Consider the following 23,689-nt stretch of genomic DNA (forward strand, 5'->3'; position numbering starts at 1 on the left):
GGTCCGGAGCCGCCCGAGTTTGTAGCTACCGGGGCATGAGACTCACGCATGTCCGAGACCAAGCCCCGGAATTCCCCGAACGCTCACTGCCGAACACCCGGCACTATCTCTTCCATTGCGCCTGACCAACCGGACAGCTTTCCCGCCAATGAGGCATCCAAAATGACCGAACAAACCCCCAACGCCGCCTTCAACGCCTCCTCCTTCCTGCAGGGGGCCAATGCCGATTACATCGACCAGCTGGCGGCGCGTTATGCCGATGATCCGGCTGCCGTCGATGCGCAATGGGCCGAATTCTTCCGCCTTCTGGGCGACACCGGGCTGGAGCAGAAGCGCGCCGCCGAAGGCCCGTCCTGGGCCCGCAAGGACTGGCCGCCGCAGCCCGCCGATGATCTGACCGCCGCCCTGACCGGCGAATGGCCGGTCGAGGTCAAGGCCTCGGCCAAGAAGATCACCGAGAAGGCGGCTGAGAAGGGCATCTCGCTGACCGATGCCCAGGTGCGCCGCGCCGTCCTCGATTCCGTCCGCGCCATCATGCTGATCCGCGCCTACCGGATCCGCGGCCACCTCGCCGCCGATCTCGACCCGCTGGGCATCGTCGAACGCGGCAACCACCCGGAGCTGGACCCGGCCTCCTACGGCTTCACCGAAGCCGACATGGACCGCCCGATCTTCATCGACATGGTGCTGGGGCTGGAAATGGCCTCGATGCGCCAGATCGTCGAGATGGTGAAGCGCACCTATTGCGGCACTTTCGCGCTGCAATACATGCATATCTCGGACCCCGAACAAGCCGCCTGGCTGAAAGAGCGGATCGAGGGCTATGGCAAGGAAATCGCCTTCACCCGCGAGGGCCGCAAGGCGATCCTGAACAAGCTGGTCGAGGCCGAGGGCTACGAGAAGTTCCTCCATGTCAAATACATGGGCACCAAGCGTTTCGGCCTTGATGGCGCCGAAGCCCTGATCCCGGCGCTTGAGCAGATCATCAAGCGCGGCGGCAATCTTGGCGTGCGCGAGATCAACTTCGGCATGCCGCACCGGGGCCGGTTGAACGTCTTGGCCAACGTGCTGCAAAAGCCCTACAAGGCGATCTTCAACGAATTCCAGGGCGGTTCCTACAAGCCCGAGGATGTCGACGGTTCGGGCGACGTGAAGTACCACCTCGGCGCCTCGTCGGACCGCAACTTCGATGGCAACATCGTCCACCTGTCCCTGACCGCCAACCCCTCGCACCTTGAGGCGGTCAACCCGGTGGTTCTGGGCAAGGTCCGCGCCAAGCAGGACCAGTACAACGACACCGACCGCCACCAGGTCCTGCCGATCCTGCTGCACGGCGATGCGGCCTTTGCGGGCCAGGGCGTCGTGGCGGAATGCTTTGGCCTGTCGGGTCTGAAAGGTCACCGCACCGGCGGCACGATCCATGTCGTGGTCAACAACCAGATCGGTTTCACCACCGCGCCGTCCTATTCGCGCTCCTCGCCCTACCCGACCGACATCGCCCTGATGGTGGAAGCCCCGATCTTCCACGTCAACGGCGACGACCCGGAAGCCGTGGTCCATGCCGCCAAGGTCGCGACCGAATTTCGCCAGACCTTCCACAAGGATGTCGTCATCGACATCTTCTGCTACCGCCGCTTCGGTCACAACGAAGGCGACGAGCCGATGTTCACGAACCCGGCGATGTATGGCCGGATCCGCAAGCAGAAGACCACGCTGCAGCTTTATGCCGAACGTCTGGTGGCTGACGGGCTGATCCCGGAGGGCGAGATCGACGACATGAAGGCCGCCTTCCAGGCCACGCTGAACGCCGAATACGAGGCCGGCAAGACCTACAAGCCCAACAAGGCCGACTGGCTCGACGGGCGCTGGAAGAACATGCAGCCGAAGGATCTGACCTCCTATCAGCGCGGCGAAACCTGGATCAAGCCGGAGACCATGGCCGAAGTCGGCGCCGCCCTGACCCGCGTGCCCGAGGCCTTCGACATCCACAAGACCGTCGCGCGCCAGCTCGACGCCAAGAAAGAGATGTTCGCCACCGGCAAGGGTTTCGACTGGGCGACGGCCGAGGCCCTGGCCTTCGGCTCCTTGGTCACCGAGGGCTTCCCGGTCCGCCTCTCCGGTCAGGACTGCACCCGCGGCACCTTCAGCCAGCGCCACTCGGCCTTTGTCGACCAGATCACCGAAGAGCGCTACTACCCGCTCAACCACATCCGCCCCGGCCAGGCGCGGTATGAGGTGATCGACTCGATGCTGTCGGAATATGCGGTTCTGGGCTTTGAATACGGCTATTCGGTTGCCGAACCCAATGCCCTGACCATGTGGGAGGCGCAGTTCGGCGACTTCGCCAATGGCGCGCAGATCATGTTCGACCAGTTCATCTCGTCGGGCGAATCGAAATGGCTGCGGATGTCGGGTCTGGTCTGCCTTCTGCCGCATGGCTTTGAAGGTCAGGGGCCGGAGCACTCCTCCGCCCGTCTGGAACGCTTCCTGCAATCCTCGGCGCATGACAACTGGATCGTGGCAAACTGCTCGACCCCGGCCAACTATTTCCACATCCTGCGCCGCCAGATGCACCGCGACTTCCGCAAGCCGCTCATCCTGATGACGCCGAAATCGTTGCTGCGTCACCCGATGTGCATTTCGGATGCGTCGGACTTCGTCGACGGCTCGACCTTCCACCGCGTCCTCTGGGACGATGCGCAACAGGGCCATTCGACGACCGAGCTGGTCGCCGATGACCAGATCAAGCGCGTCGTCCTCTGCTCGGGCAAGGTCTACTACGACCTTCTGGCCGAACGCGACGCGCGCGGGCTGACCGACACCTATATCCTGCGGGTCGAACAGCTTTACCCGGTGCCGACCATCTCGCTCACCACCGAAATGTCGCGCTTCCCGAACGCCTCCTTCGTCTGGTGCCAGGAAGAACCGAAGAACCAGGGCGCCTGGGCCTTCATCGAACCCGAACTTGAAGTGCTGCTGACCAAGATCGGCGCCAAGACCCCGCGTCCGCGCTATGCCGGTCGCAACGCCTCGGCATCGCCCGCCACCGGGCTTGCCAGCACCCACAAGGCCGAACAACAAGCCCTCGTCAACGCCGCGTTGAGCTGAGAGTCCAAGGAGAAGACTATGACCGACGTAATGGTGCCCACCCTGGGCGAAAGTGTCACCGAAGCCACCGTCTCGACCTGGTTCAAGAAACCCGGCGATGCGGTGAAACAGGACGAGATGCTCTGCGAGCTTGAGACCGACAAGGTCTCGGTCGAAGTCCCGAGCCCGGTGAACGGCGTTCTGGCCGAGATCCTGGCGCCCGAGGGCATGACCGTGGCGGCCAACGCGCGCCTCGCCATCGTGACCGAGGGCGCCACGGCGACGCCCAAACCCGCAGCCCCGGCCGCGGCACCCGCGCCCGCCCCTGCCCCGGCCCCCGCCGCCAAGGATGTCGAGGATGCCCCCGCCGCCAAGAAGGCGATGGCCGAAGCGGGCCTTTCGCCCGATCAGGTCACCGGCACCGGCCGCGATGGCCGCATCATGAAGGAAGACGTGGCCAAGGCCGCCGCAGCCCCGGTTGTGGCTGCCGCTGCCGCCGTCACGCCGGCCCCGGTCGCCATCCCGCGCGCCCCCGTGCCCGCCGATGACGCCGCCCGCGAAGAGCGCGTCAAGATGACCCGCCTGCGCGCCACCATCGCCAAGCGCCTGAAGGACGCGCAAAACACCGCCGCCATGCTGACCACCTATAACGAGGTCGACATGTCGGGCATCATGGAGCTGCGCAACACCTACAAGGACCAGTTCGAGAAGAAGCACGGCGTCAAGCTCGGCTTCATGTCCTTCTTCGTCAAAGCCTGTATCCACGCGCTGAAGGAAATCCCCGAGGTCAATGCCGAGATCGACGGTCAGGACGTGGTCTACAAGAACTTCGTCCACATGGGCGTGGCCGTGGGCACCCCCAACGGCCTCGTCGTGCCAGTCCTGCGCGACGCCGACCAGATGAGCTTTGCCGGCATCGAGAAGAAGATCGCCGAACTGGGTGCCCGCGCCCGCGACAACAAGCTGACCATGGCCGACATGCAGGGCGGCTCCTTCACCATCTCGAACGGCGGGGTCTATGGTTCGCTCATGTCCTCGCCGATCCTGAACCCGCCGCAATCGGGCATTCTGGGGATGCACAAGATCCAGGACCGCCCGGTCGTGGTCGGTGGCCAGATCGTGATCCGCCCGATGATGTATCTTGCGCTGAGCTACGACCACCGCATCGTCGACGGCAAGGGCGCCGTGACCTTCCTGGTGCGGGTGAAAGAGGCGCTCGAAGATCCGCGCCGTCTGTTGATGGACCTGTGATAGCATCGGTCGGGATGGGCGATCCCGCCCTTCCCGACCCGGCCCCCCCGCTGGCCAGAACAGGAGCATGCTATGTCTACCGAACTTGGTATTCTCGGGATTTACGGCCTCGTGACCGTGGCCACAATTCTCATTCAGGTCCTTGCCGCCCTGCCGCAAGTCGGCCTGATGGCCATGTTCACACCGCGTGACGACTTTCCCAAGCTGACCGGCGTCGCCGGGCGCCTCGACCGGGCCCAGCTGAACAGCGTCATCGCGCTGGCCATGTTTGCTCCGGCGGTGCTGATCCTCGCCCACAAAGGGATCACGACGCCGACCACCCTGCTCTGCGCCCAGATCTTCCTGGTGGCCCGCATCCTCTATGTCTTGCTCTATGCCGCGGGCATCCCGGTCGCCCGCACCCTAGTCTGGACCATCGGCTTTGCCGCCACGGCCTGGCTCTACATCGCCGGATTGTAATGACCCCCGAACTCACCGCCCTCACCCTCGCCGCCCTGTTGCAGGTCGTCCAGTTCGCGCTCTTCGCCGCCCCGGCGAATATCGAGTTGACCCCGGCCTATACCTGCAGCCCGCGCGATCTGCCGCCGCCCCGCCCCCTCTCCCGGGTCTCGGGCCGGCTGCAACGGGCGCTGAACAACCATTTCGAAGCGCTGATCCTCTTCACCATCGCCGTTCTGGTGGTAACCCTTTCCCACCAGTCCTCCGGCCTCACCGCCGCCTGCGGCTGGACCTACCTCGCCGCCCGTGTCCTCTATATCCCCGCTTACGCCTTCGGCTGGACGCCCTGGCGCTCGGCGATCTGGGCTCTGGGCCTCCTCGCAACCATTTTGATGCTGCTGGCCGCCTTGCTGTAGTTTTGTCTTCACCAAAGGAAGACAAAAGGAAGACGCAAGGAAGACGCCAAAAACCTGAAGGAAAAGACCATGGCAGAGTTTGATGTGATCGTGATCGGCAGCGGCCCCGGCGGCTATGTCTGCGCCATTCGCTGCGCCCAGCTGGGCCTGAAAACCGCCGTGGTCGAGGGGCGCGACACCCTCGGCGGCACCTGCCTCAACATCGGCTGCATCCCGTCCAAGGCCTTGCTGAACGCGACGCACCACCTGCACGAAGTCCATGAAAACTTTGAGAAAATGGGCCTGATGGGCGCAGCACCCACGGTCGATTGGGCCAAGATGCAAGCCTACAAGCAGGATGTGGTGAACGGCAACACCAAGGGCATCGAATTCCTGTTCAAGAAGAACAAGATCACCTGGCTGAAAGGCTGGGGCACCATCCCGGCAGCCGGTCAGGTCAAGGTCGGGGATGAGGTCCATTCCGCGAAAAACGTCATCATCGCAACGGGTTCCGAGCCGTCTTCCCTCCCCGGCGTGACGGTGGACGAGGTCAATGTCGTCACCTCCACCGGCGCCCTGACCCTGGCCGGCATTCCCAAGACCATGACCGTGATCGGCGCCGGCGTCATCGGGCTGGAACTTGGCTCGGTCTATGCCCGCCTCGGCACGCAAGTGACCGTGGTCGAATATCTCGATGCCATCACCCCCGGCATGGATGCCGAGGTGCAGAAGTCCTTCCAGAAAATCCTGACAAAACAAGGGCTCAAGTTCATCCTCGGCGCCGCGGTGCAGGGCGTTTCGGGAACCACCACCACCTACAAACTCCGCAAGGACGACAGCGAGGCGACACTGACCGCCGATGTCGTCCTGGTCGCCACCGGCCGCAAACCCTATACCGCCGGCCTCGGACTGGAGGCCCTGGGGGTCGAGATGGGGCCGCGCGGCACGATCAAGACCGACGCGCATTTTGCCACCAATATCAAGGGCATCTACGCCATTGGTGATGCGGTTGCCGGCCCGATGCTGGCCCACAAGGCCGAGGACGAGGGCATGGCCGTTGCCGAAAACGTCGCCGGCAAGCACGGTCACGTTAACTACGGGGTAATCCCTGGTGTGATATACACCACCCCGGAAGTCGCCAGCGTGGGGTCTACCGAAGAACAGCTGAAAGAACAGGGCCGCGCCTACAAGGTCGGCAAATTCCCCTTCATGGGCAACGCCCGCGCCAAGGCCGTCTTCCAGGGCGAAGGCTTCGTCAAGATCCTCGCCGATGCCGCAACCGACCGCATCCTCGGCTGCCACATCATCGGCCCGGGCGCCGGCGACATCATCCACGAGATCTGCGTGGCGATGGAGTTTGGCGCCTCGGCCCAGGATGTGGCGCTCACCTGCCACGCCCACCCCACCTATAGCGAGGCCGTCCGCGAAGCTGCCCTCGCCTGCGGCGACGGCGCGATCCACGCGTGACCTGAAGAAAGGGCCGTAACCCCTTTCATTGGTCCATAAATATCCCACGGGGGTGCGGGGGTGTGAAACCCCCGCTCCTCCGGCCAAAGACAGGCGCTGCCCGCTCCGCCCTATCGTTCGGTCAGCTTCAACTCGATCCGCCGGTTCTGCGCCCGCGCTTCCAGGGTCGCGCCCGCGACCACCGGCTGGTACTGGCCAAAGCCCGCCGCCGCCAGCCTGTCGGGCGGAAAGCCCAGCACATCGGTCATGTAGCGCACCACCGACAGAGCCCGCGCCTGGCTCAGCTCCCAATTGTCCTTGAACAGCCCGGTGCCCGACAGGGGCACGTCATCGGTATGGCCATCAACCCGGATGATCCAGTTGATCCCCGGCGGGATTTGCGGCACCACCTGTTTCAGCGTCGCCACAACCGAGGCGATCTGCGTCTGCCCCTCGGGTGCAAGATCCGCCGCCCCCGGCTGGAACAGCACTTCGGAGGAGAAGACGAACCGGTCCCCCACCACCCGCACGCCGGGTTGGCCGGACAGAAGCTTCGACAATTCCCCAAAGAATTCCGAACGATATTTCGACAGGTCCTGATTTTCCGCCTTCAGCCGGGCGGCCTCGGCGGCCTCAAGCTCGGCCCTTTGCTTCTGCTCGGCGGCGACCTGGGCCAAGGCGGCGTTCAACTGGCTGCCAAGCGCCTGGATCTGCACATTGTTCGCGCTGTCCTTGGCGGCAGAGGCGTCGAGCATGCCCTGCAACTGCGCCAGTTGTGCCCGCAGCGCCACCATCTGCTGGTTGAGCAGCGTCACATTGCGCGCCTGTTCGGCCAGTTGCTGATCCTTCTGCGACAGGATCTTCTGCGCCTCGGCCAGGGCCGCATCCTTCTGGCCTTGACCATTGGCCTCGGCGGCCTTGGCGGCTTCGGCTGCGGCCAGAAGGGTCAGCGTATCCTCGGCCTTCTTGCGCTGCGCTTCCAGGTTCAGGGTCATCGCGGTCAGTTCTGCGTCGGAGTTCTTGAGCTTCTCGCGCAGGGCCTCGGCGGCGGCGGCATCGGCCAGACGCTGCTTTTCGGCATCGCTGAGTTGCCCCTGCAAGGCGACCGCCTGCCCCTGCACCACGGCCAGATTGCTATCCTTGTCAGAGGCTTGACGCTTCAGATCCGCAATCAGCGCCTCCAGCGCGTCGCGGCGGGCGGCAGCAAGGCGGGCGGCTTCGGCCCCGGCGTCAATCTCGTCCCGCGCCTTGGCGAGGGCGAGGTTCATCGCCTCCTTCTCGGTGATCAGCTTGCTCTCCGCCGCCTGCAGATCGGCGACCGAGGCGGTCAGCGTGCCGATCTGGCCCTTTTGCGCAGCACTTTCGGCCAGAAGGCCCGCCACCTGCTGCTCGAAACTGGCGATCTTGCCCTGCGCCGCCGAAAGCTCGCCCTCTTTCGCGGTCAGTTCGGTGGTCAGGTTGGCCACCAGCGCGGATTGCTTTTGCCCCTCGGCCACGGCTGCATCAAGACTGGCGCGCAAGGTACCGACCTGATTGGACAAATCGGTGGATTTGGCCTTCTCCAGCCCCAGCGCATTGGCCAGCTGCGCCACCTGATCGTTCAGCTGGGTCAGCTCGCTGCTTTGGGTGTTGATCGTATCGCGCAGCACCGATTGGGCCACCGTCAGGATGGTCAGCACGAACATCAGCACCATCAAGAGCGTTGTCACCGCATCGACGAATCCCGCCCAGATATTCGGCCCCTCGCGGCGGCGGCGGCTCAGACCCATGGCCTAGCCCCGCCCGACCGTACCGCGCGACAGGGCGCGGATCGCCGTGGTCAGCGCGGTCAGATCGCCGCGCAGATCGGCRATGCTCTCCTGCCGTCCGGCCGAGATTTCCTCAAGGATCCGCAGCAGTTGCACGTCGATCGAGCGCAGCCGCATCCGGCTTTCGGCATCGGTATAGCCCTGCGCCGCCCCCTCGGTCGGGGTCAGGGCGACCAGAAGCTTTTCCTGCCCCGCGGCGATCCGGTTCAAGGCGGCAAGCTGACCGCTTTCCGCCTCCATCCCCTTGGCAAGGCGGCGGATCGACTGGGCCAGCTCGCCAATCCGGTCCTCGCCCTGCTGGCGGCTTTGTTCGGCCTGGGCATAGATGGTCTGCATCACCTCGATCTGGCCGGCCATATGGTCGAGAAGCTGGATCATCACGCCCTGATCGGCGCCACCTTCGCCCTCGCCACCGGCATAGCCCAGCCTTGTGATCGAGGAGACCCATTCCTCCAGCTCGCGGTAAAAGCGGTTCTGGCCATGGCTGGCGAAAAGCTCCAGCAACCCCACGACCAGCGACCCCGCAAGACCCATCAGCGAGGAGGAAAACGCCGTGCTCATGCCACCCAACTGCTGCTGCAGGCCCGCCATCAGCTTGGTGAAAATCTCCACCCCGGTCTCACCCGCCTGCGGGGCCAGCGATTTCAGCGTGCCGACGATCGCCGGGATCGTGGTGGCAAGCCCATAGAAGGTGCCCAGAAGACCCAGGAAAATCAGAAGGTTGGTCAGATAACGCGTGATGTCGCGCGCCTCGTCGATCCGGGTTGCAACCGATTCCAGGATCGAATGCGCGTTGGACGAAGTGATCTGCTTCTTGCTTTCGCGGGAACGCAGCAGCGCCGCCAGGGGCGCCAGAAGCCGCGGCGGATGCGCGTCTTCGGTGCCCGGCACTTCATTGGCGAAATTCTCGATCCAGCGCACCGACTGGATCAGGATCAGCACCTGCCAGAAGCAGGTCAGGATCCCCAGCGTGAAAACCCCGATGATGAAGGCGTTGAGCCAGGGGTTGGTGTGCAGGATCTCCAGCACCTCGTCGCGGATCAGCCAGCCGCCAGCGCCGACCAAGGCCAGCGCCAGAAGCATGGCGACGATCTGACGGACCGGTTGCGTGAAAGAGATTGCTGCGGAGTCTTGCTGTGTCATGCCTGATTTCGGCCCGTTTGCCTGCTTTGGCCTCAACAATAGCAGGCCCACCCCGGCTGCCAAGCGAAAGCGGCCTAAGCGCCGATTTCCCTCACCATTGTGGCCAGTTGGTCCAGATCGGCATCAGCAATACCCAGTTCCGCCAGATGTGCGGCCGTAGCGAAAAGGTAGTCGCGGTTGGCCCCGCGCTTGCCCGTGGCGGCAGCGATGGTTTCCGCCTGTTCGGCCAGCGTCAACCCGCCGCAATACTGCACATGGTCGGGGTCGATGACATAGGTCAGCGCGCTCACCCTGCGGGCGTCGCGCGTGGTCAGGTCCAGCCAGGTCTCCAGATAGGCCGAAGAGATCAGCTCGCGTTCGCGCAGGGCGGCCAGGGTCTCGGCCTCTGCCCCCGGCGTCACGCGAAAGGCCACGCCGTCACAAAAGGCCCCCGGCGCGCTGTCGAGGGCCAGGACCAGCCCCATCCGCTCCGGCGTGCCGCGATGGTGGATCGAGCGCATGCAGAAGCTGCGGTGCCAGCCTGCCGCCCGCGCCACCACCCGTTCGGCGACCGGGAAGCCCGGATCCCAGATCAGCGAACCATAGCCAAAGACCCAAAGCGCTTCCGTCATCAACTGGCCCTTTCGAAGTCTCCCCTGTAAACACCAGCAAAGCGCCAAGGAAAAGGGGCCGGATCGACATGCGGGCAGTGCGGTATCTCTTGTGGCTGGTGTTGGGCCTCGGCCTCGTCTGGGGCGGCTACTGGTTCGTCGGCGCCCGGGCGGTCGAACAGCAGGCGCGCGACTGGTTCGAAGAGCAAAAGGCCCGGGGTCTGGTGGCCGAAAACGATGGCATCGCAGTGGCGGGCTTTGCCGACCGCTTCGATCTGACGGTGACGGGGGTGCATCTGGCCGACCCGGACAGCGGCTGGGGCTGGCAGGCCCCCTTCGCGCAGGTCTTCGCGATGACCTGGAAGCCCTGGCACCTGATCGCCGCCCTGCCGCATGATCAGGTGATCACGGTGCCGGGCGGCCAGAAGGTCACGCTCACCTCCAGCCGCCTGATGGCGAGCCTCCTCGTCTCGCCCACCCCCGCCCTGCCCCTGCGCCGCGCCGTGGTCGAGGGCGAGGGGCTCAGCTTCGCCTCGGACGCGGGCTGGAGCCTCTCGGCCGACAAGACCGTGCTGGCGGCCGAGGGCCTGACCAGCCCGGCCAATAGCCTGCGGCTGGGCGCTGATCTGACCCGGGTCACGCTGCCCGCCAGCCTGTCGGCGGTGGCCGACCTCGGCCCGGTCTTGGCCAGCCTGCACCTCGACGCCGCCGTCACCCTCTCACAGCCCATCGACCGCAACCTCGACCGGCCCGAACTGCGCGACCTGACGCTGACGCTGGCCCATGCGGTCTGGGGCCCTTTGGAGCTTTCGGCCGCAGGCCACCTCGCGCCGGATGCGAATGGCCTGGCCGAGGGCAAGATCGACCTTGACCTCAAAGGCTGGCGCAGCCTGCCCGCCGTCGCCGTGGCTTTGGGTCTGGTCCCGCCGGAGAACGAGGTCACCGTGCAGCGCGTGCTGGAATTCCTGTCCAAGACCGGACCCGACCCCGACACGCTGCACCTGCCTGTGACCTTCAAATCCGGTCAGATGGCCCTCGGCCCGGTCCAGATCGGCCCCGCCCCCCGCCTGAATTGACCCCCCGATTTCATCCAGACCGAAATATCCTCGGGGTGGTCCGGAAGGGGCGGAAAGCCCCTCCGGCAGGGGGGTTCGGGGGGGCTGGCCCCCCCGACACCTCCGCCGGCTGCAAGCCCCACCCCGCCGGCGGCAAGCCCAACTTCAGTGGCAGTAATCCCGCCCGCCATGATGCGAGACGTCAAAGTGGATGTGGTTCTCGTGATAGCCATCCGACCCCGGCCCGAGGATGGTGTGAAACGTCCCACAGCCCGCCTTCTGCGCCGCCCGGATCTGGGCTCCGTAATTGCTGGCCACGGTATAGGTCCGGCCGGATTTCGTCACAAAGCTCGCGATATCAATCGCCTGCCCCAGCCCATGGACCGAGGTCTGCGCCCCGCGCACATTGTTGCGCGACCGGCAGGAATAGCTGTCGGCCACGTTCAGCGCGACGATCTGGTTCTGGAACGCCGGTTGCAGTCCCTTCGTGATCCAGTTTGACAGGGCCGTGGCCTCTTCGCAGTTGATCGTGGCGGGTGGGCTCAGCGTCACGCCTGCGACTTGCGTGACCAGAACCGGCTCTGCCACGTTGCAGCCCTTGACCTTGGAGTTGATCGGCGCCAGCGCCTTGCCCTTGATGTCGGCCCGCTGGCAGAGCGCGCCTTTCAGCGTCGGCGGTGCCGGGGATTGGGCGGCGGGCGGCAGCGCCACAGGCGTCACCTCGGGCAGCGGCGCGACCTGAGGCTGCGCTGCGGCAAACTCCGGCCGCGGCGGCGGGCGGATCAGCGGCAAGGCCGCCACCGTGGCCGTCAGGCCGGACAGTTCGGGCGGGCGCGGCATCGGGTGCAGCCCGCCCGGCGCGCCCTGCGCCTGAGCCAGGCCCGCGCTCACCAGCCAAAGCACAACCATGGCTTTGCGCTGGCCCATGCCTAGGACCCGGCCTTTGACGCGGGTGTGCGGCCGAAATCGGGGGCGGAGGTGTCCTGCCCGGCCTCGATGATGCCGCGGCGGATCGCGCGGGTGCGGGTGAAATAATCGTGCAGGTGATCGCCATCCCCCATCCGGATCGCGCGCTGCAGCACGAAAAGCTCTTCAGCAAACCGGCCGAGGATGTCCAGAACCGCGTCCTTGTTGGTCAGGAACACATCGCGCCACATCGTGGGGTCTGAGGCCGCGATCCGGGTGAAATCGCGAAAGCCGGTGGCGGAATACTGGATGACTTCCGAGTTCGAGACCTGCGCCAGGTGATCTGCCACGCCCACCATCGTATAGGCAATCAGGTGCGGCGTATGGCTGACCACGGCCAGCACCAGGTCATGGTGCGGCGCATCCATCGTGTCGACCTTGGCGCCCATTCCCTCAAGAAACCTGCGCAGCCGTGCCAAAGCGGCCGGGTCGCCGTCCTCCGGCGGGGTCAGAAGCCACCAGCGGTTCTGGAACAGCGTCGCAAAGCCCGCACGGGGCCCGGAATATTCGGTGCCTGCCATCGGGTGGCCGGGGATGAAATGCACGCCCTCGGGCATATGCGGCTGGACCGCCGCGATCACCGCCTGCTTGACCGAACCCACGTCCGTGACCGTGGCGCCGGGCGCGAGGTGCGGGGCGATCTCGATGGCCAGAGCCTCCATCGCACCGACCGGCACCGCCAGCACCACCAGATCGGCACCGGCGACTGCCTCGGCCGCCGTCGCGTAAACCCGGTCACAGAGGCCAATTTCCAGCGCCGTCGCCCGGGTCGCCTCGGATTTGGCGTGGCCCACGATCTCGGCCGCAAGGCCCCCCGCCCGCATCGCATGCGCCATCGACGAGGCGATCAGCCCAAGGCCGATCAAGGCAACCCGCTGGTAGATCACCGTCATTTCATTCCCTTGAACTGGGCGATGGCATGGGCGACGCGGCGGCAGCTGGATTCGTCACCGATGGTGATGCGCAGGCAATGCGGCAGCTTGTAGCTCGACACCCGGCGCACGATCAGGCCCTGACCTTGCAGGAACAGATCGCAGGCCTCGGCCTCTTCGGGGCTGGCGAAACGGGCGAGGATGAAATTCGCCATCGAGGTGTCCGAAGGCACGCCCAGCTCGGCCAAAGCCAGCGCCAGCCAGTGCCGCATGCGGGCGTTCTCGGTCCGGCATTTGGTCACATAATCCTGATCGCGCACCGCAGCTTCGGCGACCTCCAGCTGGGTGTTGGACAGGTTGAAGGGCCCGCGGATGCGGTTCAGCACGTCGATGATGGCTTTCGGGCCATAGCCCCAGCCGACGCGCAAGCCGCCCAGACCATAGATCTTGGAGAAAGTCCGCGTCATCACCACATTCTCGCGCCGGTCGACCAGCGCCGCGCCGCCATCATAACCCTCGACGAACTCGGCATAGGCGCCATCCAGCACCAGGATGGCCTGGGCGGGCAGGCCCGCGGCCAGGCGCTCGACCTCGGCGGCAGAGATCATCGTGCCGGTCGGGTTGTTCGGGTTGGCGATGAAGACCAGCCTTGTGCGGCGGTTGCAGGCGCGCAGGATCGCGTCAACATCCGTCATCCGCTCGCGTTCCGGCACTTCGACCGGGGTGGCGCCCGCCGCCATTGCAGAGATGCGGTACATCAGGAACCCGTGTTCGGTATAAACCACCTCGTCCTTCGGCCCGGCATAGGCCTGGCACAGGAAATGGATGATCTCGTCCGAGCCCACGCCGCAGATCACCCGCGCGGCCTGCAGGCCATGCGCATCGGCAATCGCATTGCGCAAGGACAGATGGTCGGTCGAGGGATAGCGGTGGATCTGGTGGACCGAGCGCTGGAACGCGTCCTTGGCCCGGTCGGAGGGGCCGAAAGGGTTCTCGTTGGACGACAGCTTGACCGCATTGGCCACGCCCGCGACCGAGGCCTTGCCCCCTTCGTAAAGGGCAATGTCCATGATCCCGGGCTGCGGATGGATAGCGTCGTTCATGAAAATCCTCGGTACATTCGCCGCGGGTTGTAGCCGCCGGACGCTATGAAGGCCAGTCCGAAAAAAGGCCCGCCGCACCGCCTCCGCATGGCGGTGCTGCGGACCGTGGTCTCAATGGCTGGGCGAACGGGCCGAGAGCCAGTCCATCAGCGCCAGCAGCACGCCCGAGACGACGAAAGCCAGGTGCACGATGACCATGTAGCGCAGGGTATCAAGGTTGATCGGATGTTCGGTGTCATGGCCAAGCTCCATGAAGACCTTGAGCAGATGGATCCCGGAAATCGCCACGATCGAGGCGATCAGCTTCATCTTCAGCCCCGAGAAGTCGACCTTGCCCATCCACGAGGGCCGGTCCTTGGCATCTTCCAGATCCAGCTTCGAGACGAAATTCTCGTAACCGGAAAAGATCACGATCAGCATCAGGTTGGCGGCCAGCGACATGTCGATCAGGGACAGGATCGACAGGATCCCTTCATCGGCCGACATCTCGAAGACATGGGGCACGATTTCGACGGTTTCGCGGATGAAGATGACGGTCAGCATCGCGAGCGAGATCACGAGGCACAGATACATCGGCGCCATCAGCCAGCGTGAGGCGAAGAGCATTTGTTCGAACCGGCCCTCGACCGATTTGATGCGCTTGTCGCGCGCCTGGGGGGAATTGGGCATGGGGCAATCCTTGTCTGCAATTTTGCGCGCACCCTGCCAGAAAGCAAAAGGGCCCGCCAGACGGCGAGCCCTTCGATCCCTGCAAAAAATGCCGGATCAGTTCTTGGCGTAGTATTCGACCACGAGGTTCGGTTCCATCTTCACCGGATAGGGCACATCGCCCAGGCCCGGGGTGCGGACGAACTTCACAACCAGCTTCTGCTGGTCGATCTCGATGTAGTCGGGCACGTCACGCTCGGTCAGGGCCAGAGCTTCGGTGATGACGGCGAGCTGCTTGGACTTCTGCGCCACTTCGATCACGTCGCCTTCGTTCACCCGGTAGGACGCGATGTTGACGCGCTTGCCGTTGACGGTGACGTGGCCGTGGTTGACGAACTGGCGGGCCGCAAACACGGTCGGCACCAGCTTGGCGCGGTAGACCACCGCATCAAGACGACGTTCCAGCAGACCGATCAGGGCCTCACCGGTGTCGCCGCGCTGACGTTCAGCGTCCGAGTAGATCTTGCGGAACTGCTTTTCGGTCAGGTCGCCGTAGTAACCCTTCAGCTTTTGCTTGGCGCGCAGCTGGGTGCCGAAGTCGGACAGTTTGTTCTTGCGGCGCTGGCCGTGCTGGCCGGGGCCATATTCGCGCTTGTTCACCGGGGACTTCGGACGGCCCCAGATGTTTTCGCCCATGCGGCGGTCAATCTTGTACTTGGCAGACGTGCGTTTGGTCACGGCTGATCTCCTTCTTTGAACGTGAAGGGCGTTGTCCTTTGACCTGACCCTTTGCAGGGCTTCGGTCCGACAGGGTTCTTCTTGCGAAGGCCACCAACACCAATGAAAAGCCCCGGACTCTCATCCGGGACTGGGGCGGCTTATAGAGGAGGCTTCGGCGGAGTCAACCGCCCGTCGCGCCAGCGTCACATCTTCATGTCATGGCGCAGGATCGCAGCCTCGGGTCCCGAGAGGTTGCGCCGGGCATGATCGCCATAGAGATGCGGGTTGTCCAGAAGCTGTGGGAAAAGCCCGAGCAGCCCCTCGCGCTGCACCGGGTCCAGCGCGTCGAGGGCGGCATTGGCCGGGTGGAAGCTTTCGGTCGCCATGCCATTGGCCCAGATCACGTTGTGACGGTCCAAAAGCACATGGATATAGGTCACCTCGCGCAGCACGCGGTCGACCGTGATCGTCTGGTCATTGATCAGATCCTCGGCCGCGACCAGCACTTCATCGGTGATGAACAGGGCCCGCGCCGCCGGACCTGCCAGCAACATCCGGTGCTGCGGACTGACCAGCAGGTCGGGGTCGGGCCGGTCGGGCCCCAAAGCACCAGCGCGAAAGCGGATCGGGCGCAGGTGCGGCATCGCGTGGAGGCGGGCGCCGGTCATCCGGCGCTGGCCCTGCCACAGGACGGGTTGCGCGCCGTTGTCGCGGGTCAGGACCAGATCGCCCTCCCGCAGATGCTCGATCAGGCGCGGGCCAGTCGGGGTCGCAAGCCGGGTGCCGGGGGTGAAGCAGATCACCCCGCCGCCATCACGCTTGGCCACCCGCCCCCGGTCGATCGCCAGCTGCACCACCCACAGATCCTGATCCGCGGGCGGCATCCGGCCGAAGGCCATCAGCAAGGGCGTGCCCCGGTCGGCCGGGTAGAGCAAGGTCAGCGTAAAGCTTTCGCGTCCGTCGGTCACGACGAGGCCCTGATCGGTGCGCCAATCGCCGTCCGAGGGTTCAGCCTGCGGTCCCCTCGCCCGGCCCGCCGCTCCGATCAGACGCCGCACGACCTGCGCCGCCCGGCGCCGCACCTCGGCCACGCCTTCCGCCCCATCGAGCCGCAGCACGTCCTGCGGGCCATCCACGCACTGCGCCGTCCCGGTCCAGCGCCAGACATCCCCGAGCGCGAGCGCCTCCAGCGGCGCGGCGCTCTGGCCGTCCGATTCCGTCTGTGACCATGAAATGACGAACGTGCCCGATGAGCCCGTTTTCATGCCTGTCCTGCCCGCTCGCGCCCGTTTCGGCTTTCTTGTTTGTCAGCGATAGCGAAACAATGCGGCCCTGCCTATGACAAAACCGCAACGAATTCCAATAATGGCAGGTTCAGCCGGGGGTTAGAGGCGAAAGTTGATGTAGCGGGGGCGCTCAGGCGCCCTCGGTCACCAAGGGGTCTGAAGCGCGCGCAAAGCCCGGCGCGGTGGCAAGCGCCAGACCGTCGACCACGGCGGTGAAGGGTTCGGAATTTTGCAGGCTGGCGTTCGGGCAGACCGTCCTGGCCACATCCGACACCATGCCCATCAGGCTGGAGCCGCCGACCAGGATCACCGTGCCCACCGCCTCGGGGTTGATGCCAGCCATGGCGCAGGTTTCGGTGGCGGCGTCGATCAGGCTTTGGCGGTAGCGTTGCAGGGCTGCATCCAGCGACTCGCGGCTGATCGGCACCGCCAGATCGGCCTCGATCCGGTCCATCCGGATCCGCGCACCCTCGCGCCCGGCATTGGCGTTAATCTTGCCGCGTTCGACGGCGAAGGCCAGTTCGTGGCCGAGTTCTTCTTTCAGCACGGTGGCCAGACGCCGCATCAGGCGCGGCTTGACCGCCAGCTTGACCATCTCGGCCACCTGGCCCCGGGTTTCCGGCGTGTAAAGGAAGGGGATCTTGGCCCAGGTCGAAAGATCGGCGTAGATGTGGTTGGGCACCGGAAGCAGGCCCTCGCCCATTTCTCGGCGCAGATTGCAGCCATAGCCCAGCCGCGGCATCGCATGGGCGATCGAGATGGCATGGTCAAAATCGGTGCCGCCCAGCCGGATCCCGTGGCTGGCCAGAACGCGCACCCGCGCCGCCTCGCCCTCGCCTTCGGTGCGGAAGAGCGAGAAGTCCGAGGTGCCGCCGCCGATGTCGACGATCAGGCCCAAAGCGCCGGGTTGGCCCAGCCCATGGGTGGCCAGGGCCGCGGCTTCGGGTTCAAACAGAAAATCGACCTCGGTGAAGCCCGCCGCAAGGTAGCAGCTGCGCAGGTCGGCCTCGGCCTTGGCATCGCGCTCGGGGTCGGAGGTGTGGAAATGCACCGGGCGACCCGACAGGACTTTGGAGAACTTCTGCCCCGAGGTGGCCTCGGCCCGGGTCTTCACTTCGGCGAGGAATGCGGTGACGATATCGGCCAGCGTCCGTCTCTTGCCGCCGATCAGCCGGGATTCGTGGAACAGCGCGGTGCCCAGCACCGACTTCAGCGCCCGCATGTAGCGCCCGTCCTCGCCGCCGATCAGCGCCATCGCTGCCGCCACGCCCAAACGCATCGCGCCCTTGTCGGCCGGAAAGAATACGGCCGTCGGCACGGTCTCGGCGTTGGTCTCAATGGCAAGACGGCGGATCTTGCCATCCTCCAGAATGGCCGCGGCCGAGTTGGAGGTGCCAAAGTCGATGGCCAGGGTAGACATGGGAAGACCCTCAGGGATGCAAAGTCCCGGGTGCTAGCCCTTTTGCCCGCGCCGGGCAAGCCCCTCCCCGCGCCGCATGCCCTTGCGTTTTTCGCAATTGCATTTGCCCTAGGTCGCCATACTGCGGAGGGGGGCTGAACCTCCCCTCCCCCCGCCAAGGGCGACCGACCGGCGCCCTCAGCCCTTCAGGTAGGCGGCAAAGGCCTCGGCCCAATCGGGGTGCCAGCGTGACAGGGCGGGGCGGTTTTCGATCAGGTCGCCCGCCGCCCAGGCAATGCGCTTTTCATCCAGCGCGCGGGGCGTGTCGTGATCGGGGCAGAGGATGTAGAAATCCTCTGCGGCAAGACGCGCCAGCATGAAGGCCACCGCCTCGTCCGGGGTCCAGGCCCCGGCGGGTTTGGGCGCGCCGCGGGCGGCGGTCATCCCGGTATGGACCCAGCCCGGAATCATCAGATGCGCCGAAACCAGGGCACCGGGCAGGTTGCGCAATTCATGCGCCAAAGCCTCGGTATAGGCTTTCACCCCGGCTTTCGAGACGTTGTAGGCCGGGTTGCCCGGCGGCGTGGTGATGCCCTGTTTCGATCCGGTGTTGACGATCACCGCCCGCTCGCCATGCTCGAGCATCCGGGCCCCAAAGGCCATGGTGCCATTGATGACACCGTTGAGGTTCACGCCCAGCGTGCGGATCCAGGCCTTGGCCCCCGACAGGGTGGAACTGGGCATGGCCGTGCCGGCGTTGTTCATCAGAAAGGTGATCGGCGGCAGTTCGATGGCGGCGGCCGCGATCAGCTCCAGCGCGGAAAGGTCAGAGACATCGGCGAACTGCAGCCAGACCGTGGCGCCCTTGTCCGCCAGCCGGGCCGCGCCGTCCTCCAGTGCCGTGCCGGGCAGGTCGATCATCAACACCCCCATGCCGCGTGCGGCGAGCGCACTGGCGGCGGCAAACCCGATGCCGGAGGCCGCACCGGTGATCACCGCGGTGCGGCCTGCGACCAGGGCCGGATGAGAGGTCAAAGTCGATTCTGTCATGCGTGTCACTCCTGCCCGAGGGCAATGTGGGGGATATAGGGGGCCTCAAGGTCTGCGATTTGGCCAGGGGTCAGGACCAGATCCAGCCCGTCGATCGCCTCGGCCAGCTGGGCCGGTTTGGTCACGCCGATGATCGGGGCGCTGACACCGGGCTTCTGGCGGACCCAGGCCAAGGCCACCTGCGCCATCGGGCGGCCAAGCTCGCGCGCCAGGGCCTCGACCGCGCCGATCACGGCGGCATCGGCCGCTTCGGTCTTGGCGAAGAGGAATTGCATGTATTTGTCCTTGCCGGTCCGCGCGGTCTGCGTCCCGGCCGGGCGGGCCAGCTTGCCACGGGCGATCGGGCTCCACGGGATCAGGCCGACGCCCTGGTCCTGGCAAAGCGGGATCATCTCGCGCTCTTCCTCGCGGTAGAGGAGGCTGATCTGGTTCTGCATTGCGATGAATTGGGTCCAGCCATTGTTGCGGGCGACTTCTTGCGCCTTGGCGAATTGCCAGGCCCACATGGTCGAGGCGCCGATGTAGCGCGCCTTGCCGGATTTCACCACATCATGCAATGCCTCCATCGTCTCTTCGATCGGCGTGTCGTTGTCCCAGCGGTGGATCTGGTACAAATCGACGTGATCGGTGCGCAGCCGTTTCAGGCTGGCGTCGATGTTGTGCAGGATCGAGCGGCGCGACAGACCGCGCATCTGCGGCTCGGCCTGCATCGCGCCATGGACCTTTGTGGCCAGCACAACCTCGTCGCGCCGCACCAGATGCCAGAGCACCTCGCCCAGGATTTCCTCCGATCCGCCATCCGAATAGACATTGGCGGTATCGAGAAAGTTGATCCCGGCTTCGATCGCCTGCTGCAGCAGCTCGCGCGATTCCTCCTTGGGCAGGGTCCAGGCATGGCCGCCGCGCAACGGCTCGCCAAAGGACATGCAGCCCAGGCACAACTCCGAGACTTTCAGGCCCGACCGGCCCAGACGATTCATCTTCATGGCGCCCCCATTCACTTTGCCGCGCGACCTTGTGGGGGAAGGCTAGACCCATGTCGCGCCGAACGCCATGGAAAGAGGGTTAATTTTTGCCGGTGGGCCCGGGCGCATGAGAGGGGGTCAGGAGGGCAGGTCCGCCGAGGGCATCAGCGGCATGTCATCGTGCGGCACCACGGCCTGGCGTTCGATCATCCGGTGGACGCGGGGCGCGGTCTCACCCCGGTGCAGGGTCATCAAACGCTCGGCCACCTCGGCATCGGCATGGGTGCGCCTTTCGTTGTGGCGCACATATTCGACCCAGGTCGGCACATGATAGGCCTCCGACCAGATGTCGGGATGCTCCAGATCGCGCAAGAGCGACCATTGCTGCGCCCCGTCGCGGATGCGGATACGGCGCCGCTGCGCCATCACCTCAAGGAAGGCCTTCACGTCCTCTTGCGCGATCTCGTAGTCGATCATGATCATGATCGGGCCGCTGCGCTGGGTCATGTCGAGCCGCAGGGGCGGCGCCTTGAAACGGTTGAGCGGGTCGAGGTTCAGATGGCCGAAATCCGGCAGGGCGACCCACAGACCCAGGAGCGCGCCAAAGACCAGGACGCCGGAGGCCAGCAGGATCGCCCCCTCGGCCCCCATGCTGGCGGCCACCGCACCCCAGACCCAGCTGCCCACCGCCATGCCGCCGAACACTCCGGTCTGGTACAGCGACAGGGCCCGCCCCACCACCCAGCGCGGCGTGGACAGCTGCACCGTCACGTTGAACAGCGACAGCGCGATGACCCAGCTGGCCCCGGCGACCAGCAACCCCGCCCCGTCCAGCACCGCGCTGCGCGAAAAGGCGAGAACGACGCTCCCCAGCGCGAAGGCGAGGAAGGCGGCCCGCACGATCACCTCGCTGCCGAAGCGGGCGCGCAGATGGGCGTTCAGGGCGGCGCCCCCCACGGCGCCAAGGCCGAAACAGCCCAGAAGCACGCCATAGGTCAGCGCCCCGGCCCCGAGGATGTCGCGCACCACCACCGGTAACAGCGCCAGGATCACGATGGCCGCAAAGCCGAAGACCGTGCTGCGCAGGATCACTTTCAGGAGGTTGGGCGACATCGCGACATAGCGCAGCCCGGCGGAAAAGGCGCTGCCGAAAGGCTCCCTCGGCAGGCTGCGCTTGGGCAGGTTCGGCCGCCACACCGCCAGCGCGCCGATGATCGCCACATAGCTCAGCGCATTGACCGCGAAGGCCGCGAAGGCACCCGCCAAAGCCACGATCACCCCGCCCGCGGCAGGCCCCACGCTCCGCATCAGGTTGAAGCCGACGCTGTTGAGCGAGACCGCCGCCGACAATTCGTCCCGGCTGACGATATCGCCCATCGAGGCTTGCCAGGACGGGTTGTGCAGCGCAGTGCCGCAGCCGATCAGGAAGGTGAAGGTCAGAAGCGTCCAGGGCGTCAGCAGATCCTCCAGCGCCAGAAGCGTCAGCGCAACCGAGACCACCAGCATGAAGACCTGCGCCACCAGCATCACCTTGCGGCGGTCGAAATTGTCGGCAAAGACCCCGGCCAGCAGGGAAAAGATCATGATCGGCAGCGTGACCGAGGCCTGAACTAGTGCCACCATGCTTTCGGACCCCGACAGCGAGGTCATCATCCAGGCCGCGCCCACCCCCTGCACCAGCCCGCCGAAGTTCGAGGCAAGCGCCGCCAGCCAGAGCATCCGGAAGGTCTGGTTGCGAAACAGCGACATGACCGGAACATGCTGAGGCATCGGAAAGCTCCTGGCGCGGCGGGGGGCCTGTCTTTCGATACAGGCCCGAACCCGGGCGAACAAGCGCCGCCGTCCGGTGCCGGACAAGCTTCGGCGCAAAGCGACCGGCGCGGGGCCCGATTTGTCCCGCCATCGCATGGGCTTGGGGCGTGTTGCCTTCCAAATCGCCATGACGTGGCGTTATTTGCGGAACCGCCTCATCCCTGAGACGTTTTGCTTGAGGAAGTTTCCCGCGGGAGCATTGATCTGGCAGCCGTAACCTGAAACCCTGAGACCGGACGCCGCACCCTGCCGGCGTAGTGAAACTGCCGTGCGCCGCGGTCCCGTGGCGCGGCTTTGATCGCCCCCCCTGAGGCTTTGAACCACATGATGAAGCGTATACTCCTTGGTGCCGTGGCTGTGGCCGTCATCGGCATCGGCGGCTTTGGCATTTATGCCTGGCACCCGGCCATCGGCCCGATCTCTCCGCCCGCGGCGGACAGTTTTGCCCCCGATCTGGTGGAAAAGGGCCGCGTCCTGGCCGCTGCCGGCTATTGTGCCACCTGCCACACCGCGGCGGGCGGCGCGCCCTATGCCGGCAACTACCCGATGCAGACCAGTTTCGGGACGATCTATTCCACCAACATCACCCCCGACCCCGAAACCGGCATCGGCACCTGGTCCGAGGCGGCCTTCTCGCGCGCGCTGCGCGAGGGCGTGGCCCGCGACGGCTCGCATCTTCTGCCCGCCTTGCCCTTCGACCATTTCACCAAGCTCTCGGACGAGGATGTCTCGGCGCTTTACGCCTATATGATGGCCGCCGTCGCCCCGGTGAAAGAGGCGCACAAGGCCAATGAGCTGCCCTTCCCCCTAAACCTGCGGGTTCTGCAGGCGGGCTGGAAGCTTCTGTTCTTCAAGGACGGCCGCTATCAGCCGGTGGCCGAGAAATCGGCGGAATGGAACCGCGGCGCTTACCTTGTGGAAGGCCTGAGCCATTGCGGCGCCTGCCACACCCCGCGCAATGCCGTGGGCGCAGAAATTCAAAGCGCCGCTTTTGCCGGTGCCGCGATCGACAACTGGATCGCCCCGGCCCTGACCGCCGCCAACCCCTCGGGCGTGCCATGGACGGCGTCGGAGTTCCACCAGTACCTCAAGACCGGCAACACGGCCTATCACGGGGTTGCCACCGGCCCGATGGCGCCGGTGGTCCATGCCGGGCTGAAGGAACTACCCGACAGCGACCTTGCCGCAATCGGCACCTATCTCGGAGACATCGTCGGCGCGTCGGATCAGGACCCGGCGGCCAACAAGTCGGTCGTGGCCTCGCTCGCCGCCGATGTGCCGCAGGCCGATTACCGCAAGGACGTGGGCGAGCGGCTTTACGCCACGGCCTGCGCGGTCTGCCATTACAACAGCCAGAAGCTCCTGGCCGCGCGCCCCGACCTCGCGATCAACTCCGCCATGCTGCTGAACGATCCGACCAACCTCATCCATGTCATGCTCGACGGGGTGACGGCGGATCAGGGCATTCCGGGCGTCGTGATGCCGGGCTTCCGCACCGCGCTCGACAACACGCAACTGGCCGCGATCGCGGCCTATCTGCGGGCGAGCCGGACCACGGCCGCGCCCTGGCCGGATCTGGCAGCCACGATCGGCAAGATCCGCGCCGAGAAGACCGCCGCAGCCGAAGCCCCCGCTTTCAAGTGACAGCATGTTGA

General features: G+C 65.6%; 19 protein-coding genes and 1 pseudogene. 7 read left to right on the forward strand and 13 right to left on the reverse strand.

All coding sequences use genetic code 11. The features are described 5' to 3' along the window. Positions 1-162: 162 nt before the first annotated feature. From AC1DVR_RS09185 to lpdA, 5 genes and pseudogenes are all read left to right on the forward strand, one after another. On the forward strand, positions 163-3,108 hold the full coding sequence (locus AC1DVR_RS09185; RefSeq protein ID WP_478000250.1) for a 2-oxoglutarate dehydrogenase E1 component: 2,946 nt from the start codon (positions 163-165) through the stop codon (positions 3,106-3,108). Between the two features lie 9 nt (positions 3,109-3,117). Continuing rightward, a pseudogene (gene odhB / locus AC1DVR_RS09190) lies at positions 3,118-4,338 on the forward strand (2-oxoglutarate dehydrogenase complex dihydrolipoyllysine-residue succinyltransferase); the annotation flags it as partial. 72 nt (positions 4,339-4,410) lie between these two features. Continuing rightward, a complete protein-coding gene (locus tag AC1DVR_RS09195; RefSeq protein ID WP_478000251.1) occupies positions 4,411-4,797 on the forward strand; it encodes an MAPEG family protein in 387 nt (128 codons plus the stop codon). Then, the gene (locus AC1DVR_RS09200; protein ID WP_478000252.1) at positions 4,797-5,192 is read left to right on the forward strand and encodes an MAPEG family protein; all 396 of its coding nucleotides are present in this window, start codon (positions 4,797-4,799) and stop codon (positions 5,190-5,192) included. The genes AC1DVR_RS09195 and AC1DVR_RS09200 overlap by 1 nt, the downstream gene beginning before the upstream one ends. Before the next feature lie 69 nt (positions 5,193-5,261). Continuing rightward, complete coding sequence (gene lpdA / locus AC1DVR_RS09205; protein ID WP_478000253.1) at positions 5,262-6,638, forward strand: dihydrolipoyl dehydrogenase; 1,377 nt, start codon at positions 5,262-5,264, stop codon at positions 6,636-6,638. Between the two features lie 110 nt (positions 6,639-6,748). Here lpdA and AC1DVR_RS09210 read toward each other — a convergent pair whose 3' ends face one another. From AC1DVR_RS09210 to AC1DVR_RS09220, 3 genes are all read right to left on the reverse strand, one after another. Further along, positions 6,749-8,386 (reverse strand): peptidoglycan -binding protein, encoded by a 1,638-nt coding sequence (locus AC1DVR_RS09210; RefSeq protein WP_478000254.1) that lies wholly within the window; start codon positions 8,384-8,386, stop codon positions 6,749-6,751. Between the two features lie 3 nt (positions 8,387-8,389). Further along, entirely contained in the window at positions 8,390-9,568 is a 1,179-nt protein-coding gene (locus AC1DVR_RS09215; RefSeq protein WP_478000255.1) for a biopolymer transporter ExbB, read from the reverse strand. A gap of 74 nt (positions 9,569-9,642) precedes the next feature. After that, positions 9,643-10,179 (reverse strand): gamma-glutamylcyclotransferase, encoded by a 537-nt coding sequence (locus AC1DVR_RS09220; RefSeq protein WP_478000256.1) that lies wholly within the window; start codon positions 10,177-10,179, stop codon positions 9,643-9,645. Positions 10,180-10,247: 68 nt separating this feature from the next. Here AC1DVR_RS09220 and AC1DVR_RS09225 point away from each other — a divergent pair, with 68 nt between their 5' ends. Then, on the forward strand, positions 10,248-11,234 hold the full coding sequence (locus tag AC1DVR_RS09225) for a DUF2125 domain-containing protein (RefSeq protein ID WP_478000257.1): 987 nt from the start codon (positions 10,248-10,250) through the stop codon (positions 11,232-11,234). A gap of 144 nt (positions 11,235-11,378) precedes the next feature. On the opposite strand, the gene AC1DVR_RS09230 is transcribed toward AC1DVR_RS09225, so the two are convergent. The 10 genes from AC1DVR_RS09230 to AC1DVR_RS09275 all read right to left on the reverse strand — a co-directional run bounded on the left by AC1DVR_RS09230 (position 11,379) and on the right by AC1DVR_RS09275 (position 21,992). After that, positions 11,379-12,140: an extensin-like domain-containing protein gene (locus AC1DVR_RS09230; RefSeq protein ID WP_478000258.1), complete on the reverse strand. Its 762-nt coding sequence runs from the start codon at positions 12,138-12,140 to the stop codon at positions 11,379-11,381. 2 nt (positions 12,141-12,142) lie between these two features. After that, positions 12,143-13,072: a prephenate/arogenate dehydrogenase family protein gene (locus AC1DVR_RS09235; RefSeq protein WP_478000259.1), complete on the reverse strand. Its 930-nt coding sequence runs from the start codon at positions 13,070-13,072 to the stop codon at positions 12,143-12,145. Further along, a complete protein-coding gene (hisC, locus tag AC1DVR_RS09240; RefSeq protein WP_478000260.1) occupies positions 13,069-14,154 on the reverse strand; it encodes a histidinol-phosphate transaminase in 1,086 nt (361 codons plus the stop codon). The genes AC1DVR_RS09235 and hisC overlap by 4 nt, the downstream gene beginning before the upstream one ends. A 111-nt stretch (positions 14,155-14,265) precedes the next feature. Beyond that, complete coding sequence (locus AC1DVR_RS09245) at positions 14,266-14,823, reverse strand: TIGR00645 family protein (RefSeq protein WP_478000261.1); 558 nt, start codon at positions 14,821-14,823, stop codon at positions 14,266-14,268. Positions 14,824-14,919: 96 nt separating this feature from the next. After that, positions 14,920-15,540 carry a 30S ribosomal protein S4 gene (gene rpsD, locus AC1DVR_RS09250; RefSeq protein ID WP_478000262.1) on the reverse strand — a complete coding sequence of 207 codons (621 nt, stop codon included), beginning with the start codon at positions 15,538-15,540 and terminating at the stop codon, positions 14,920-14,922. Between the two features lie 185 nt (positions 15,541-15,725). Further along, the gene (locus AC1DVR_RS09255; protein ID WP_478000263.1) at positions 15,726-16,787 is read right to left on the reverse strand and encodes a Hint domain-containing protein; all 1,062 of its coding nucleotides are present in this window, start codon (positions 16,785-16,787) and stop codon (positions 15,726-15,728) included. Between the two features lie 151 nt (positions 16,788-16,938). Next, entirely contained in the window at positions 16,939-18,228 is a 1,290-nt protein-coding gene (locus AC1DVR_RS09260; protein WP_478000264.1) for an Hsp70 family protein, read from the reverse strand. A gap of 177 nt (positions 18,229-18,405) precedes the next feature. Continuing rightward, positions 18,406-19,257 carry an SDR family NAD(P)-dependent oxidoreductase gene (locus tag AC1DVR_RS09265; protein WP_478000265.1) on the reverse strand — a complete coding sequence of 284 codons (852 nt, stop codon included), beginning with the start codon at positions 19,255-19,257 and terminating at the stop codon, positions 18,406-18,408. A gap of 5 nt (positions 19,258-19,262) precedes the next feature. Beyond that, positions 19,263-20,243, reverse strand: a complete 981-nt coding sequence (locus AC1DVR_RS09270; protein ID WP_478000266.1) for an aldo/keto reductase — start codon at positions 20,241-20,243, stop codon at positions 19,263-19,265. Positions 20,244-20,360: 117 nt separating this feature from the next. Continuing rightward, positions 20,361-21,992 carry an MFS transporter gene (locus tag AC1DVR_RS09275; RefSeq protein ID WP_478000267.1) on the reverse strand — a complete coding sequence of 544 codons (1,632 nt, stop codon included), beginning with the start codon at positions 21,990-21,992 and terminating at the stop codon, positions 20,361-20,363. A 369-nt stretch (positions 21,993-22,361) separates the two neighbouring features. Here AC1DVR_RS09275 and AC1DVR_RS09280 point away from each other — a divergent pair, with 369 nt between their 5' ends. Beyond that, complete coding sequence (locus AC1DVR_RS09280) at positions 22,362-23,678, forward strand: c-type cytochrome (protein ID WP_478000268.1); 1,317 nt, start codon at positions 22,362-22,364, stop codon at positions 23,676-23,678. Positions 23,679-23,689 lie beyond the last annotated feature (11 nt).

It is taken from the genome of Rhodobacter sp. P2_H5, from assembly GCF_056403335.1.

Coding starts and splice junctions, on each gene's coding strand:
- AC1DVR_RS09245 (WP_478000261.1), bottom strand. CDS start 14,823: ATGCCCAATTCCCCCCAGGCGCGCGACAAGCGCATCAAATCGGTCGAG.
- AC1DVR_RS09230 (WP_478000258.1), bottom strand. CDS start 12,140: ATGGGCCAGCGCAAAGCCATGGTTGTGCTTTGGCTGGTGAGCGCGGGC.
- AC1DVR_RS09195 (WP_478000251.1), top strand. CDS start 4,411: ATGTCTACCGAACTTGGTATTCTCGGGATTTACGGCCTCGTGACCGTG.
- lpdA (WP_478000253.1), top strand. CDS start 5,262: ATGGCAGAGTTTGATGTGATCGTGATCGGCAGCGGCCCCGGCGGCTAT.
- AC1DVR_RS09185 (WP_478000250.1), top strand. CDS start 163: ATGACCGAACAAACCCCCAACGCCGCCTTCAACGCCTCCTCCTTCCTG.
- AC1DVR_RS09255 (WP_478000263.1), bottom strand. CDS start 16,787: ATGAAAACGGGCTCATCGGGCACGTTCGTCATTTCATGGTCACAGACG.
- AC1DVR_RS09280 (WP_478000268.1), top strand. CDS start 22,362: ATGAAGCGTATACTCCTTGGTGCCGTGGCTGTGGCCGTCATCGGCATC.
- AC1DVR_RS09235 (WP_478000259.1), bottom strand. CDS start 13,072: ATGACGGTGATCTACCAGCGGGTTGCCTTGATCGGCCTTGGGCTGATC.
- AC1DVR_RS09200 (WP_478000252.1), top strand. CDS start 4,797: ATGACCCCCGAACTCACCGCCCTCACCCTCGCCGCCCTGTTGCAGGTC.
- AC1DVR_RS09220 (WP_478000256.1), bottom strand. CDS start 10,179: ATGACGGAAGCGCTTTGGGTCTTTGGCTATGGTTCGCTGATCTGGGAT.
- AC1DVR_RS09265 (WP_478000265.1), bottom strand. CDS start 19,257: ATGACAGAATCGACTTTGACCTCTCATCCGGCCCTGGTCGCAGGCCGC.
- AC1DVR_RS09210 (WP_478000254.1), bottom strand. CDS start 8,386: ATGGGTCTGAGCCGCCGCCGCCGCGAGGGGCCGAATATCTGGGCGGGA.
- AC1DVR_RS09225 (WP_478000257.1), top strand. CDS start 10,248: ATGCGGGCAGTGCGGTATCTCTTGTGGCTGGTGTTGGGCCTCGGCCTC.
- AC1DVR_RS09270 (WP_478000266.1), bottom strand. CDS start 20,243: ATGAAGATGAATCGTCTGGGCCGGTCGGGCCTGAAAGTCTCGGAGTTG.
- AC1DVR_RS09260 (WP_478000264.1), bottom strand. CDS start 18,228: ATGTCTACCCTGGCCATCGACTTTGGCACCTCCAACTCGGCCGCGGCC.
- hisC (WP_478000260.1), bottom strand. CDS start 14,154: ATGAACGACGCTATCCATCCGCAGCCCGGGATCATGGACATTGCCCTT.
- AC1DVR_RS09275 (WP_478000267.1), bottom strand. CDS start 21,992: ATGCCTCAGCATGTTCCGGTCATGTCGCTGTTTCGCAACCAGACCTTC.